Annotated in this window: 13 protein-coding genes; 5 read left to right on the plus strand and 8 right to left on the minus strand. The window is 63.6% G+C overall.

Features of this window, described 5'->3' with window-relative positions:
• Positions 1–71: 71 nt before the first annotated feature.
• Positions 72–713, plus strand: a complete 642-nt coding sequence (locus tag AC1DVN_RS13175; protein WP_021344970.1) for an alpha/beta hydrolase — start codon at positions 72–74, stop codon at positions 711–713.
• Positions 714–718: 5 nt separating this feature from the next.
• Here AC1DVN_RS13175 and AC1DVN_RS13180 read toward each other — a convergent pair whose 3' ends face one another.
• Complete coding sequence (locus AC1DVN_RS13180) at positions 719–1,336, minus strand: cysteine hydrolase family protein (protein ID WP_020908430.1); 618 nt, start codon at positions 1,334–1,336, stop codon at positions 719–721.
• Positions 1,337–1,428: 92 nt separating this feature from the next.
• On the opposite strand from AC1DVN_RS13180, the gene AC1DVN_RS13185 reads away from it, so the two are divergent.
• From AC1DVN_RS13185 to AC1DVN_RS13195, 3 genes are all read left to right on the plus strand, one after another.
• Positions 1,429–2,130: a FadR/GntR family transcriptional regulator gene (locus AC1DVN_RS13185; protein WP_477993892.1), complete on the plus strand. Its 702-nt coding sequence runs from the start codon at positions 1,429–1,431 to the stop codon at positions 2,128–2,130.
• Complete coding sequence (locus AC1DVN_RS13190; protein WP_256065723.1) at positions 2,127–3,497, plus strand: FAD-binding oxidoreductase; 1,371 nt, start codon at positions 2,127–2,129, stop codon at positions 3,495–3,497. Before AC1DVN_RS13185 ends, AC1DVN_RS13190 begins: the two co-directional genes overlap by 4 nt.
• 88 nt (positions 3,498–3,585) lie before the next feature.
• Positions 3,586–4,572 (plus strand): NAD-dependent epimerase/dehydratase family protein, encoded by a 987-nt coding sequence (locus AC1DVN_RS13195; protein WP_336503402.1) that lies wholly within the window; start codon positions 3,586–3,588, stop codon positions 4,570–4,572.
• 56 nt (positions 4,573–4,628) lie between these two features.
• Here the strand turns inward: AC1DVN_RS13195 and AC1DVN_RS13200 are convergent, their stop codons facing one another.
• The 4 genes from AC1DVN_RS13200 to AC1DVN_RS13215 all read right to left on the minus strand — a co-directional run bounded on the left by AC1DVN_RS13200 (position 4,629) and on the right by AC1DVN_RS13215 (position 8,890).
• Positions 4,629–6,416, minus strand: coding sequence for an AMP-dependent synthetase/ligase (locus AC1DVN_RS13200; RefSeq protein ID WP_477993893.1), 1,788 nt, complete (start codon positions 6,414–6,416; stop codon positions 4,629–4,631).
• 139 nt (positions 6,417–6,555) lie between these two features.
• Positions 6,556–7,254 (minus strand): hypothetical protein, encoded by a 699-nt coding sequence (locus tag AC1DVN_RS13205; protein ID WP_019749306.1) that lies wholly within the window; start codon positions 7,252–7,254, stop codon positions 6,556–6,558.
• Between the two features lie 126 nt (positions 7,255–7,380).
• A complete protein-coding gene (locus AC1DVN_RS13210; protein ID WP_477993894.1) occupies positions 7,381–8,007 on the minus strand; it encodes a phosphoribosyltransferase in 627 nt (208 codons plus the stop codon).
• A 55-nt stretch (positions 8,008–8,062) separates the two neighbouring features.
• Positions 8,063–8,890, minus strand: a complete 828-nt coding sequence (locus tag AC1DVN_RS13215; protein WP_133727803.1) for a carbon-nitrogen hydrolase family protein — start codon at positions 8,888–8,890, stop codon at positions 8,063–8,065.
• A gap of 102 nt (positions 8,891–8,992) precedes the next feature.
• On the opposite strand from AC1DVN_RS13215, the gene AC1DVN_RS13220 reads away from it, so the two are divergent.
• Complete coding sequence (locus AC1DVN_RS13220; RefSeq protein ID WP_003945121.1) at positions 8,993–10,768, plus strand: DEAD/DEAH box helicase; 1,776 nt, start codon at positions 8,993–8,995, stop codon at positions 10,766–10,768.
• A 101-nt stretch (positions 10,769–10,869) separates the two neighbouring features.
• On the opposite strand, the gene AC1DVN_RS13225 is transcribed toward AC1DVN_RS13220, so the two are convergent.
• The 3 genes from AC1DVN_RS13225 to AC1DVN_RS13235 all read right to left on the minus strand — a co-directional run bounded on the left by AC1DVN_RS13225 (position 10,870) and on the right by AC1DVN_RS13235 (position 13,918).
• Entirely contained in the window at positions 10,870–12,768 is a 1,899-nt protein-coding gene (locus AC1DVN_RS13225; RefSeq protein WP_133727802.1) for an ABC transporter ATP-binding protein, read from the minus strand.
• Between the two features lie 92 nt (positions 12,769–12,860).
• A complete protein-coding gene (locus tag AC1DVN_RS13230; protein WP_019749302.1) occupies positions 12,861–13,451 on the minus strand; it encodes an AMIN-like domain-containing (lipo)protein in 591 nt (196 codons plus the stop codon).
• Positions 13,452–13,507: 56 nt separating this feature from the next.
• Positions 13,508–13,918 carry a YchJ family metal-binding protein gene (locus AC1DVN_RS13235; RefSeq protein ID WP_133727801.1) on the minus strand — a complete coding sequence of 137 codons (411 nt, stop codon included), beginning with the start codon at positions 13,916–13,918 and terminating at the stop codon, positions 13,508–13,510.
• Between the last annotated feature and the right edge of the window lie 22 nt (positions 13,919–13,940).

Raw genomic sequence — 13,940 nt, forward strand, 5'->3', positions numbered from 1 at the left:
CCATCGCTCACCGACAAGGCAACCCGCCAGTAATCGCCCACCGCCCGCGGATACCCGTAGGAGAGTGCAGAATGACGACCATGCCCTTCTTCGACGGACGAACCGGTCAGGTTCACTTTCGGCATTGGCCGGCGGCAGGGGGCGCAGTGCCCACTGTGTCTTTGGTCTTTCTGCACGGCCTCGGTCAGCACAGCGGGCAGTATCACCGTTTCGCGGGTGCAATGACGGCGTCGGGGATCGACGTGTGGGCGATCGATCACACCGGGCACGGTTTGTCGGAGGGTGATCCGGGAGTCGGGGCTCCGCTCTCCGATCTTGCTGCCGATGCAGCCGCGCTGGCTGACATCGCCTTGGCGGAACTGCCCGAAGTTCCGCAGGCGGTGATGGGTCATTCGTTAGGTGCCGTGACTGCGCTGACGGTGCTGGCTCATCGCGATCACGAATTCGCGTCCGCCGTGTTGTGCGGCATCCCGCGCAGCGCGGTGGAGCAACACGGGTGGGCGGAACTCTCCGACGCGGGCATCCCAGTCCTGGTCGTTCACGGTACCGATGACCGGATCGCCCCGGTTGATCCCGTCCGGGACTGGGCGCGGACGCTGCGCAACGTCGAGATGCGCGAGTTCGAGGATGCCGGTCACGACCTGCTGCACGAGAAGGTTCACGCCAGTGTCACCAACGTCAGTCGTGAATTCCTTCTCGCGCATTCCAGGTAGTCCTCTCAGGAGAGCGCGCCGAGCACCTCTTTCGACGTGACGGGGTGCGAGAACATCGGGTAGTCGTAGGTGATCGCGTTCTCGTGTTCGGCGACCGAAGTGCCTGCCACGCAATCGGTGAGTGTGATGACCCGGTAACCGTTCTCGTATCCGGTGCGCATGGTCGATTCGACGCAGCAGTTGGTCAGGAAGCCGCCGAGAAGGATCGTGCGAATTCCTTTGCTGCGCAGAATGAAATCGAGGTTGGTGCTGGCAAAAGTGTCGAGTCCGCGCTTGCCCTCGATGACGATGTCGCCGTCTTTCGGGGCGAGTTCGTCGACGATCGCAGCTCCCCAGGAACCCTTCACGAAAGCCTTGCCGTCGACGACGCCCTTGAGGATGCCGTACGGATGCGAGGTGATTTCGTTGTACCCCTCGGCGAAGGTGATCGGTGCGTGCATCACGGTGACACCTGCCGCCCGAGCCGCATCGACCAGCGCAGTGGTGTTCGCGAGGAGTCCGTTCGATTCCATGACCGGAGCGACGGCCTCGTGAAGAACACCGCCCTCGGTGGTGAAGTCGTTCTGGTACTCGATGAGCACGACGGCTGTGGTTGCTGGATCCAATTCGAGCTTGTCGGTCATGGTCGACACCTTGTCTGTTGTGGTCCGGGTCACGAATCTCCTCAATTAAACAGTTTGTCAGACAAGCAGGCAAGGGGTGGTAGCGTCGCGGCATGGATACGACTCCGTTGTCGCGCATGCCGCTCAGCCTTGCCGTGTCGGGAAGAATCCGTGCTGCCATACTCGACGGCTCGCTTCCCGTCGGCGAGGCGTTGCCGACCGAACAGGAACTCGCGCAGACGTTCTCGGTGGGACGATCGACGGTCCGCGAGGCACTTCGTGTCCTGCAAGCACAGGGATTGTTGACCGGCGCGGACACCACTTCTACTGCCAGGCCTCGGGTGACGCACGAGCACACGGCCGATTCTGCGGCCACCGCTCTCAGTACGGCACTGCAAGTGGGCGCGGTTCCGCTCGGCGATCTTGTCGAATTGCGAGTGCTGCTCGAAGCTGCTGCGCTGCGAACCGTCGCCGTCGTGCCAGAGGACGCCCGGGCTGCGATCGAGCGAATGCGCATCGCAACACTTGCCGACGACTCGGTCGCATTCCACGACGCCGACGTCGACTTTCATGTTGCGCTCGCCGGAGCGGGCGGGAACAAGGCGTTCGGGTTGGTCATGACGGTTCTCCGCGACAGCATCGCCGGCTACCTGCTGAGCGAACTCGACTCGCGCGAGAACTCGGCGGCCACGCTCGGCGCACTGCTGGCAGAGCACGAGGGTATCGCCGACGCGATCGAGCGCGGCGCAGCTGACGAGGCCGCCGATTTGGTCGAGCGCCATGTGCGCGGATTCTACGAAGGACGAACGGAATGACCACGAGTATCGATCTGTTGGGCGAACGCTTGCAGAAAGCGGTGGGGGACAGGGCGACAACCGATCCCGACCGAATGGGCGCGTACGTCCGGGATCAATCACTGCTCACCGCAGCCGGAAGGCCCGCCGCGCTGGTCAAGGCGAAGACGGTCGACGACGTCGTCGCGGTTATGACGGTGGCGCACGAACTCTCCGTTCCGGTGGTGACACGAGGGGCAGGTACCGGGTTGGCCGGCGCTGCCAATGCGCTCGACGGGTGCATCGTCTTGAGCGTCGCGGGCATGGATCGCATTCTCGAGATCGATCCTGCCGCGCGCACCGCCACGGTGGAGCCCGGAGTGATCAATGGTGACCTGGCGGAAGCTGCTGCACAGCAGGGTCTTTGGTACGTACCGGATCCGGGAAGCCGGTCCATCTCGAGTATCGGCGGCAATCTGGCGACAAATGCCGGCGGCATCTGTTGTGCCAAGTACGGCGTCACCGGTGATCACGTCGCGGCCCTGACGGCGGTACTCGCCGACGGGCGTGTGATCCGTACCGGTGCACGGACGCGCAAAAATGTTGCGGGGCTGGACCTGACACATCTGCTCGTGGGCTCGGAGGGAACGCTCGCGGTCATCGTCGAAGCCACGATGCGGTTGCGTACGGCGCCCACTGCCGCGACCACCGTCGTCGCCTTCTTCGATTCCGCGGAGTCCGCGATCGATGCCGTCCTCGCCGTGTCGGCAGTGGCCGAACCGTGTCAGATGGAGTTGATGGACGACGTCACCATCGGCGCGGTCAATCGGCTGACGAAGATGGGGCTGGACGAATCGGCCGGGGCGATGCTGCTCATCCAGTGCGACGGTAGGTCGGCGGCCGCCGAGGCAGCGGACTGCGCCGCGGCGTGCGAAAGTGCCGGGGCTCGAGAGGTTTTCCACACCGACGATCCGGTGGAAGGTGAAGAGTTCACTGCCGCCCGCCGGATGGCGTTGCCCGCTCTCGAGGCGTTGGGCACGGTACTTCTCGACGACGTCGCGGTGCCAGTGCCGGCGTTGCCGTCCATGTTGGGATGCATTCGTGAAGCGGCCGATCGCCACGGTGTCACGATCGGAACCTTCGGCCACGCCGCCGACGGCAATCTCCACCCGACCATCGTGTTCGACGCTGCCGAATCGGGAGCGCAGGATCGTGCGCGCGGAGCTTTCGACGATATCGTTGCCGGCGCACTGGCGTTGGGCGGAACGATCAGCGGTGAACACGGTATCGGGGTTCTCAAAGCGCCGTACATGGCAGATATGGTCGGCCAGACCGAACGCCAGTTGATGCTTGCGGTGAAGGCCGCATTCGATCCGAAGAGCATTCTCAATCCCGGACGGGGTATCTGAGCGCTTCGTCCGACCCTCACTCGTCGGAAATTGCGCTACCAGACGAACTTGTTGCTGCACGACGCTTTTTCGAGTGACGATGGCCGTCATGAAGTTGCTGATGCTCGGAGGAACACGGTTCCTCGGCCGTGCCCTCGTCGACGACGCCCTGGCACGGGGCTGGGAAGTGACAGTGCTCCATCGGGGGCTCACCGGAGCGCCACCACCTACCGCGGAGGTTCTGTTCGCGGATCGCACCGATCAGCGAGCGATGGTTGAGGCGCTCGGTGATCGTCGATGGGATTTTGTCGTCGACACCTGGTCGGGTAGCCCCCGAGTGGTCGGTGAGAATGCACGCGTCTTGCACGGTCACGTCGACCGGTACGCATACATCTCCAGTGGATCCGTCTACCAATGGGGCTTGCACGTGGACGAGGGCTCGCCGGTGGTTGCCGCATCTGCGACGTCCGATGACAACAGCGATTACGCGTCCGCCAAACGCGGGGCCGAACTCGCTGTCCTGGAATCCTTCCCGGACGCGCTGCTCGCGAGGGCAGGGTTGATCCTCGGTCCGCACGAGGACATCGGGCGGTTGCCGTGGTGGTTGCAGCGCATCGCTGAGGGCGGACGCGTCGTTGCTCCCGGAGCGCCGACCAGACCGTTGCAGTACGTCGATGCCCGCGACATCGCATCGTTTGTCCTGTCCGGACTGGCGGCCGAAATCAGCGGGACGTACGACGTCATCAGTGCGTCCGGGCACACCACTACCTCCGGGCTCCTCGAGGCGTGCGTGGACGCCACCGGTTCGGGTGCGGAGTTGGTGTGGATCGACGAGGACCGACTTGCAGCAGCGGGAGTGCAACCGTGGACACAACTGCCGTGTTGGGTCCCGCAAGAGGGCGAGTTCGCGGGTTTCCTCGAAGCCGACACTGCCAAGGCGGCGCGGGCAGGGTTGCGGTGCCGTCCCGTCGAAGACACCGTGCGCGATACCTGGGAATGGATGCAACGGGAAACTCTGCCGACCCAGCGGGAGGATCGTGCGGTGCACGGCCTTCCATCCGAGATCGAAAAGGAACTACTCTCCGCCGGTGAGTGAAACGAGTCTGGCCCGGTTCGCATTCGAACCGGGCCAGACTCGTGAAAGACGATCGATCAGGCGTACAGGTCGCTGATCTTGGTCTTGTGAGCTTCGTGAATGATGTTGCGCTTGAGCTTGAGCGTCGGCGTCAATTCACCGGTCTCCTGGGTGAAGTCGACCTCGAGGATCGTGTATTTCTTGATCTGCTCGGGGTTGGAGACCTTCTTGTTCGCGTCGGCAACGGCCGAGTCGATCTCGGCGATCAGGTCGGCGTTCTTCACCAGATCCGCGATCGCGGTGCTGGCGGGCAGGCCGTTGCGCTCGACCCAACCGGGCAGAGTCTCCGGATCAAGGGTGATCAGTGCACCGATGAACGGCTGACCGTCGCCGACGACGAGGCACTGGCTGATCAGAGCGTGCGCACGCAGGGAATCCTCGAGGCCTGCCGGTGCGACGTTCTTGCCTCCGGCCGTGACGATGATTTCCTTCTTGCGCCCGGTGATGGAGACGTAGCCCTCGTTGTCGATCGATCCGAGGTCGCCGGTGTGGAACCAGCCGTCGACGATCGATTCGGCCGTCGCCTTGTCGTTGTGCCAGTAGCCGGCGAAGACGACCGGGCCCTGCAGGAGGAGTTCGCCGTCCTCGGCGATCCGTGCTGCATGGCCGTTGATCGGCTTGCCGACGGTGCCGACGCGCTGCGCGCTCGAGGTGTTGACGGTGATTGCGGCGCTGGTCTCGGTGAGTCCGTAGCCCTCGTAGATCGGGATGCCGACGCCGCGGAAGTAGTGGCCGAGACGCGCGCCGAGGGCTGCGCCACCGGAGACTGCACGCTCGCACTCGCCGCCCAGAGCTGCGCGCAACTTCGAGTAGACGAGCTTGTCGAATACCGCATGCTTGAGCTTGAGTGCCAGCCCGGGGCCACCCTTTTCGAGGGACTCGCTGTATTCGATGGCAGTGGCGGCAGCCTTGTCGAAGATGCTGCCCTTACCGCCGTCGACTGCCTTCTGGCGAGCCGAGTTGTACACCTTCTCGAACACGCGCGGTACCGAGAGGATGAAGTTGGGCTTGAAACCGGCGAACTGCTCGAGGAGCGTCGTCAGATCCGACGTGTGGGCGACGGTGACCTTGGCGTCGAAAGCGCCGAAGGAGATAGCTCGCGCGAATACGTGGGCGAGCGGCAGGAACATCAGCGTCTTCTTGCCGGGGACCATCGACTCCGGCATCGCCAGGCGGCAGGCGTTGGACTCGGCGTAGAAGTTGGAGTGCGTCAGCTGGACACCCTTGGGGCGTCCGGTGGTTCCGGAGGTGTAGATCAGGGTCGCGGGCGAGGCAGCGGTGACCTGGTGACGACGAGTGTGCAGTTCTTCGTCGGTGATTGCCGAACCGCGACTGGACAGCTCGTCGATAGCACCTGACTCGATGACCAGAACCTCGCGGAGGGCTTCTGCACCGTCGGTGACTTCCTTGTGAGTCTCCGCGTGCTTGGCCGTTTCGACGACCAGAAGTGTTGTCGCGGAATCCTCGAGGATCCACTGCGCCTGATCAGGGGAGGAGGTCTCGTAGATCGCGACGGTGCATCCGCCGGCAGTCCAGATGGCGTAGTCGAGAACGACCCACTCGTAGCGAGTTGCTGACAGGATAGCGACGCGGTCGCCGAGCTCGACGCCCGAAGCGATCAGGCCCTTGGCAACTGCGGAGACCTGCTTCGCGAATTCAGCTGCAGTGACGTCGACCCATCCACCGTTCGACGGCCTCTTGAACGGCACGAATGTGGGGTCTTCTTCGGCGTGACGGAACACGGAGTCGGCCATGGATACGTTCTCCGGAATTGAGAACGACTGTGGAACTGAGAACTCGCGCACTATTGACCCCTCCAGTGACTACTGACATTTCTGATGTGCATTGCATCACATTAGTCGTCATTTTGCACTGTCGTTACTATTCGGTAGAACTGGTCGGGCGCTGACCTGCAGTTTAGTGTGACCGCCTGTTTACAGGTACTCAGGCGACGTGTTGGAGCATGCGGCCGTGCACGGACAGCCACCGGCGAATTGCGTAGTCCAATCGGTCCGGATCCACTCCGAGTTGCTCTGCAGTAGCTGCAAGGATCTCCGAGGTGTCTCCTGGCAACTCGGTGGTGCCGAGTGTTGCGCTGATGAACGTGTCGGCAGCGGTACCCAGATCGGTGTGTGGAATTCCGGCCAACATCAACAGGTGTGCCCAGGTCACTTCGGAACCGTCTCCGCAGGCGTCCACCCAGGCAAGGTGAACCGCATCGAGAGCGTTGTCGGAATCGGCAGCAGAGAGCAGGTCCTCGACGCTGTTGATCCGCAAGTGATGGAGTTTCTCGGCGACCTGTTGGATGTGACGCGCCTCGATCGGGACACCCGTCGCCGTGTAGCGACGCTTGTACGAGCCGATCTTGCCTGCCCACTGGTCCGAACTCCCGGCTTCCTCGAAGGTGCGGAGTAGTTCGCGTGCGCCGTCCGTGACGGGTTTGTCTTCGCGGGCTTTCCGGTAGGCCAGGTAGCGATCTACGACGGTCACTTCGCTGTGACCCGACGTGGACTGAACGGATTCGATGATGCACAGGGCGAGGCTCTGTCGATAAGCGTCTGACGCAACCCAGGCGGAAGGGTCGCCCAGGCGGTCACGGCACGCAGCTGCGACGGCGTCGACGGTATCGGTCGAGATGGTCACGGTTCCTCCAGAAAGCCGAATTCTTTTTGTTCCATTTGGGCTATCGGCACCGAGGAGCGAAATGTTGCACACATCACAAATTCTCAGAGATCTCTTGGACTGCGCTCAGGCTGGAGGGGTGTCCTCTCAGGCGAGGAAGGTCAGCACTTCGTCGTCGCTGAGTTGATGAAAGTCCTCGAATGCAGCACCGACGCCGCCCAGCAGGGCAGGAACGAAGGGGCAGACGACCCGATCGGCTGAGCACGCGATCACTCTCATTGCTTCAGGGGAGGCAACTGGGACAGCGACGATGACGGAGGTAGCACCCGCGGTGCGCGCGCAGCGGCAGGCAACGGCTGCACTCGCACCCGTGGCCATTCCGTCGTCGACGATCACTGCTGTGCGTCCGTGGAGGGAAACCGGGGTCCGTCCCTCGCGCAGGAGCCGCGCTCGCCGTTCCAATTCGGTTCGTTCGTCGCGTTCGACGGCGGCGAGTTCACTTTTCGAGACGCGAACCGCTGCGATGACGTCGTGATTGAGGACCCGCACGCCACCCTCACCGATGGCGCCCATCGCCAGTTCCGGGTTGTACGGACTGCCGAGCTTGCGCACCACCACGATGTCCAGCGGAGCGTTCAGTGCCGCAGCCACCTCGGCTGCGACCGGTACTCCGCCGCGTGGGAGTCCGAGAACGACAGGCTTGTCGAGACGCAAAGACTCGAGCCGCCCGGCCAGAAATTTGCCGGCGGAAGATCGATCCCGATACTGGGTCACTGCGTTGTCCTCGAGAAGCTCGAACCCCGACCTGTTCGACGCTACCCGCTGCAGGTCACCGCGACGAGACAGTGAACCTCCGCAGCGCGAGAGCGGGATTCTTCTCGCGTACTTCGGCGATGCGAGCGGCCGAAACAGTCGCGGCGGCAACCCCGACCTGCTCGCCCAGTGAACACATCACGACGCCCATCGGGTCGACGATCATGCTGGCACCCGCGCCGCCGCGCGCGCTCTGGTCAGCCGCTGCGATGTACATCGTGTTCTCGATGGCCCGGGCGCGTACGAGAGTGGTCCAGTGGTCTTCCTTGAGTGGCCCGGGCACCCACTGGGCGGGCAGGAGCAGGATGTCCGCGCCGACGTCGACGATGCGCCGGGTGACTTCCGGGAAGCGCAGGTCGTAGCAGGTCTGGAGGCCGAAGGTCAGGCCGTCGCACCCGAAAGTCTGCGGTTCCGTGATGTCGCCGGCACGGATCACGGCCGACTCCTGGTAACCGAATGCGTCGTAGAGATGCAGCTTCCGGTAGGTCGCCACCAGTTCGCCGTTCGGGTCCATCGCGACGAGGGTGTTGGAGATTCTGCTCACGTCGTCGATCCGCTCGTTCATTCCCGCTACGAGGAAGATTCCGAACTCCGCGGCGACCGCCGCCAATGCCGTACCGAATTCGCCGTCCAGGTCCTCCGCGGACTCGATCAGTCGTTCATCCGTCTTCGGTGCGGTGAACATCGAGTATTCCGGCGCCACGACAACTTTCGCGCCCCGTGCTGCTGCATCGGAAGCCAGTGATCGCAGTGATTCGAGGTTGGCTTTCTTGTCCGTCCCCGGGGCGAATTGGGCAATCGCGACAACGGTCTGGGCGGGGGTGGCAACGGTGGCTTCGGTCATGCTCCATACGCTAGGCGAAACCCGCTGGGAGGGTGGATCTGTCGTAAATGCACCCCCGGTATGTCGTCGTGTCTATACTCTATCCGCTAAACTGCTGGTCAAATGAGTGATATTGAGCGTGACCCCGAACCCCCAACATTTGCCGACCTCGACATCGATGATCGGGTACTGAAGGCACTGTCAGACGTGGGCTACGAGTCGCCCTCGCCCATTCAGGCTGCCACCATTCCGCCGCTGCTCGAAGGTAAGGACGTCGTCGGTCTCGCACAGACCGGTACCGGCAAGACCGCAGCTTTCGCAGTTCCAGTCCTGTCGCGGATCGACACGTCGATCAAGCAGACCCAGGCGCTGGTGCTTGCTCCCACGCGTGAGCTGGCGCTTCAGGTTGCCGAGGCATTCGGCAAGTACTCCGCGCACATCCCCGGACTCAACGTGCTGCCGATCTACGGTGGCCAGAGCTACGGCGTCCAGCTGTCGGGCCTGCGCCGCGGCGCACACGTCGTCGTCGGTACCCCGGGTCGTGTCATCGACCATCTCGAAAAGGGCACCCTGGATCTGACCAATCTCAAGTACCTCGTTCTCGACGAGGCCGACGAGATGCTCAAGATGGGGTTCCAGGAGGACGTCGAGCGCATCCTCCGCGACACCCCCGGCGACAAGCAGGTCGCCCTGTTCTCCGCAACGATGCCCGGCTCGATTCGCCGGATCTCGAAGCAGTACCTGAACAATCCGGTCGAGATCACCGTCAAGTCCAAGACGTCGACCGCCTCGAACATCACGCAGCGCTACATTCAGGTTGCTCATCAGCGCAAGCTCGATGCACTGACCCGAGTCCTCGAGGTCGAGGCATTCGAGGCGATGATCATCTTCGTCCGTACCAAGCAGGCCACCGAAGACCTGGCGGAGAAGCTGCGGGCCCGCGGGCACTCGGCTGCCGCGATCAACGGCGACATCGTCCAGGCACAGCGTGAGCGGACCATCGGTCAGCTCAAGAACGGCGCCCTCGACATCCTTGTCGCGACCGACGTTGCCGCTCGAGGCCTCGACGTCGATCGAATCTCCCACGTCGTCAACTACGACATCCCGCATGACACGGAGTCGTACGTTCACCGCATCGGTCGTACCGGCCGCGCCGGTCGTCAGGGTGACGCGTTGCTGTTCGTCGCTCCGCGTGAGCGTCATCTGCTCAAGTCCATCGAGAAGGCGACGCGTCAGCCGCTTGCGGAGATGCAGCTTCCCAGTGTCGACGACGTCAACGCCCAGCGCGTGGCCAAGTTCGGTGACTCCATCACCGAGAGCCTGGCCTCGGAGAATCTCGCGATGTTCCGCAAGATGATCGAGGACTACGACCAGGAACACGATGTTCCGCTCATCGACATCGCTGCCGCTCTGGCATTGCAGTCGCGCGACGGCGAAGCATTCTTGCTTTCTCCCGAGCCGCCGGCACCGCCGCGTCGTGAGCGCGAGCCGCGTGAACCGCGTCCCCCTCGTCGTTTCGACGACGGCCCGGCTCCTCGCTCGCGTGGACCCGAGGGCCAGGAGTTGGCCGCATACCGCATTGCAGTCGGCAAGCGTCACCGCGTCGTTCCGGGTGCCATCGTCGGTGCCATCGCCAACGAGGGTGGACTTCGTCGAAGCGACTTCGGGCACATCAGCATTCGCCCGGATCACAGCATCGTCGAGCTGCCGGCCGACCTCTCCAACGAGACTCTCGAAGCTTTGCGTCGCACACGCATCTCCGGCGTCCTGATCCAGTTGCAGCCTGATTTCGGCCCGCCGCAGGGACGTCCGAGTGGCCGTGGCGACCGTGGTGGCCGGGACGATCGCGGTGGACGTGACGACCGCCGCGGTGGCGGACGCGATCGCTACAACGACTGACCTACAGCTTCAACGACTGACATAAAGACTGAAACAGGCGCTGCCCTCCGCGAGGAGGACAGCGCCAGTTTTCTGTGGGGAGGGCAAGGCGCTGCGCGGTATCAGATCGGCGTCGGTGCGAGAGCGCCGTTCTTCCGGGCGTTGGTGTCGAACTGTGTGCGGTACAACTCGGCGTAGCGGCCACCGTGCGCGAGCAGTTCCTCATGGTTGCCGCGCTCGACGATCTGGCCTGCTTCGACGACAAGGATCAGGTCGGCGGAACGGATCGTCGACAACCGGTGAGCGATCACCACCGCAGTCCGCCCGGCGAGTGCTTCGCCGAGTGCTTCCTGAACCGCGGCTTCCGACGTCGAGTCGAGATGCGCGGTGGCCTCGTCCAGGATGACGACGCGAGGCTGGGCCAGGAGCAGTCGTGCGATGGTCAGGCGTTGACGCTCGCCGCCCGAGAGGCGGTAGCCGCGTTCACCCACCACGGTCTCCAGTCCGTCGGGCAGCGACGCAACCAGGTCGGTGAGCCGTGCTCGCTCCAGAACCTCGCGCAGATCTTCTTCGGTGGCATCCGGTCGCGCAAGGAGCAGGTTGGATCGAAGGCTCTCGTGGAACAGGTGCCCGTCCTGCGTGACCATGCCGACAGTCTCGCGGATGGAATCGGCACTGAGGTCGCGGACGTCGACGCCGCCCAACTCGACCGAACCGGAGTCGATGTCGTAGAGGCGCGGAATCATCTGGGCCACGGTCGACTTTCCGGCGCCGGACGTGCCGACCAGGGCGACCATCTGTCCTGCTTCGGTGCGGAACGACAGGTTGTGCAACACGTCCTCGCCGCCGCGGGTGTCGAGGATCGCGACTTCCTCCAGAGAGGCGAGAGACACCTTGTCCGCGGATGGGTAAGCAAAAGTGACGTTCTTGAACTCGACGGACACCGGGCCCTGCGGCACCGTGCGTGCATCGGGCTTCTCGGTGATGAGCGGCGCCAGATCGAGAATCTCGAATACCCGCTCGAAGCTGACCAGGGCGCTCATGACATCGACCCGGGCGCTGGCAAGTGCGGTCAACGGTGAGTACAGCCGCGTCAACAACAGTGCCATCGCCACGACGGCGCCTGCGTCCAACTGTCCGCGCAGCGCGTAGAAGCCGCCGAGTCCGTAGACGAGGGCAAGAGCAAGGGCCGAGACCAGCGTCAGTGCTGTGACGAAGACGGACTGCAGCATTGCGGTCCGGACTCCGATGTTGCGCACACGCCTGGCGCGAACCGCGAACTCCGCCGACTCTTGCGACGGGCGGCCGAACAGCTTGACCAGAGTCGCGCCGGGAGCGGAGAACCGCTCCGTCATCTGGGTGCTCATGAGCGAATTATGGTTGGCTGCTTCACGATTGAGTGCTGCAAGTTTAGCGCCCATGCGCCGTGCGGGGATGACGAAGATCGGGAGAAGTAGCAGCGCGAGGACGGTGATCTGCCAGGAGATCCCGAGCATGACGATCAGCGTGATCACCAGGGTGACCAGGTTGCTGACCACTCCGGACAAGGTGTCGCTGAAGGCGCGCTGAGCGCCGATGACGTCGTTGTTGAGACGGCTGACCAGTGCTCCGGTTCGAGTTCTGGTGAAGAACGCGATGGGCATCTTCTGGACGTGATCGAAGACGGTGGTGCGCAGATGCAGGATCAGGTCTTCGCCGATGCTGGCCGAGAGCCACCGGGTCAACAGTCCCAGAGCGGCTTCGAGAAGTGCTACCAGTGCGATCAGGGCGGCAAGTTTGACGACCACGTCGACGGCGTCGCCGCCGACTATCGCGTTGACCACACGCCCGGCCAGGACGGGTGTTGCCACGGCAAGCGCAGCAGTGACGACACTGAGTACGAGGTACCAGCTGAGGTTGCGTTTCTGTGGAACTGCGAACGTCGCGATCCGCTTCAGTGTCGCCTTCGAGAACGGGCGCCGATCTTCTTGCGCGTGCATCGCGTTGTACATCGCGTTCCACGCGGTGACTTCCATACTCATGACTTCGCCCCTCCGGTCGCCGGCCACGAAGATTACGTGGCCGGTACGACACGAAGGTAGAACCTCAACCAAACTTCAGGTCAAGTGCGGCCTCAGCGGGCCACGTCGACCACCACTCGCGGAGGGTCGCTGAGCGTCGTGACCGTGAACGGCTGCTTCTCGGTCACGCCGATGAACGACTGCGTGACTCCCTCGAAGACGTTGGACCCGTTGACCTCGGTCACGACTCCGCCGACGCCGGGGACCGGGTTGGGGCCGGAGTACTGCTCGACTCCGCTGTCGAAGGGATAGGCGGAACCGTCGATCAGGACCTGGATCACTGCGGCACCCTTGATGTCCACGGGCTTACCGCTGCCTTCCTGTGTCGCCGCGTCGACGTACTTGACGCGCCATCCGGGTGTGCCGGTTCCGCCCATTTCGTAGACGACACGATCGAATCCGTCGTGCTCGCCCACTCGGATGTCGACGACGGTGAGCTTGGATTCGGTGCCCGCAGCCGACGTCTTGTCGGAGCTGTCCGTCGGGACTGGTTCTGTGGTCGACGCTGCTGCACTCGAGGTCGAGGTGACGGCCGAGGTGGCCGCCGTGGGAGTGGTCTCCGCGTCCTGCGAACAGGCAGTCAGGCTCACGCCCACTGCGATGGCAGCGACAGCGGCAAATGATCTCGTCCGGTTCGTTGTCATGACTCGATCGTAGGGCTCGCGTTATCGGGATCCGCGGCGGCGGTGCCCGGAGTTACCTAACCGATATCGCCGTCGACGTAGAGCCACTTACCCTCTGTTCGCGCAAATCGACTGCGTTCGTGGAGCATTCCCCGCTCGCGCCCGAATGTGTAGTGAGCGCGAAATTCCACGACGCCGTCGGAATCGAACAGCCCGCCCCGTTCGGTGTCCAGGATCTCCAACCGGAGCCATGTCTGGTCGGGGTCGAGATCGAGTTCGGTGGGGCGATGGTCGGGATGCCAAGTCTGCGTGAGATATTCGTCGTCCATCACAGCGAAGGCCGTGTAACGCGAACGCATCAGGGTTCCGGCAGTCGGTGCGTGCGCTTCGCCGCTGATGTACTTTCCGCAGCATTCGGCCAACGCGTTGCCGCTGCCGCACGGGCACGGATCGGTCGGATTGGGTGTGGTGGGGCGGCGCGAAGTCACCGCCCCATTACAGCACGCGAAC

It is taken from the genome of Rhodococcus sp. P4_E4, assembly GCF_056401575.1.

Coding starts and splice junctions, on each gene's coding strand:
- AC1DVN_RS13220 (WP_003945121.1), top strand. CDS start 8,993: ATGAGTGATATTGAGCGTGACCCCGAACCCCCAACATTTGCCGACCTC.
- AC1DVN_RS13225 (WP_133727802.1), bottom strand. CDS start 12,768: ATGAGTATGGAAGTCACCGCGTGGAACGCGATGTACAACGCGATGCAC.
- AC1DVN_RS13215 (WP_133727803.1), bottom strand. CDS start 8,890: ATGACCGAAGCCACCGTTGCCACCCCCGCCCAGACCGTTGTCGCGATT.
- AC1DVN_RS13230 (WP_019749302.1), bottom strand. CDS start 13,451: ATGACAACGAACCGGACGAGATCATTTGCCGCTGTCGCTGCCATCGCA.
- AC1DVN_RS13180 (WP_020908430.1), bottom strand. CDS start 1,336: ATGACCGACAAGCTCGAATTGGATCCAGCAACCACAGCCGTCGTGCTC.
- AC1DVN_RS13195 (WP_336503402.1), top strand. CDS start 3,586: ATGAAGTTGCTGATGCTCGGAGGAACACGGTTCCTCGGCCGTGCCCTC.
- AC1DVN_RS13175 (WP_021344970.1), top strand. CDS start 72: ATGACGACCATGCCCTTCTTCGACGGACGAACCGGTCAGGTTCACTTT.
- AC1DVN_RS13190 (WP_256065723.1), top strand. CDS start 2,127: ATGACCACGAGTATCGATCTGTTGGGCGAACGCTTGCAGAAAGCGGTG.
- AC1DVN_RS13185 (WP_477993892.1), top strand. CDS start 1,429: ATGGATACGACTCCGTTGTCGCGCATGCCGCTCAGCCTTGCCGTGTCG.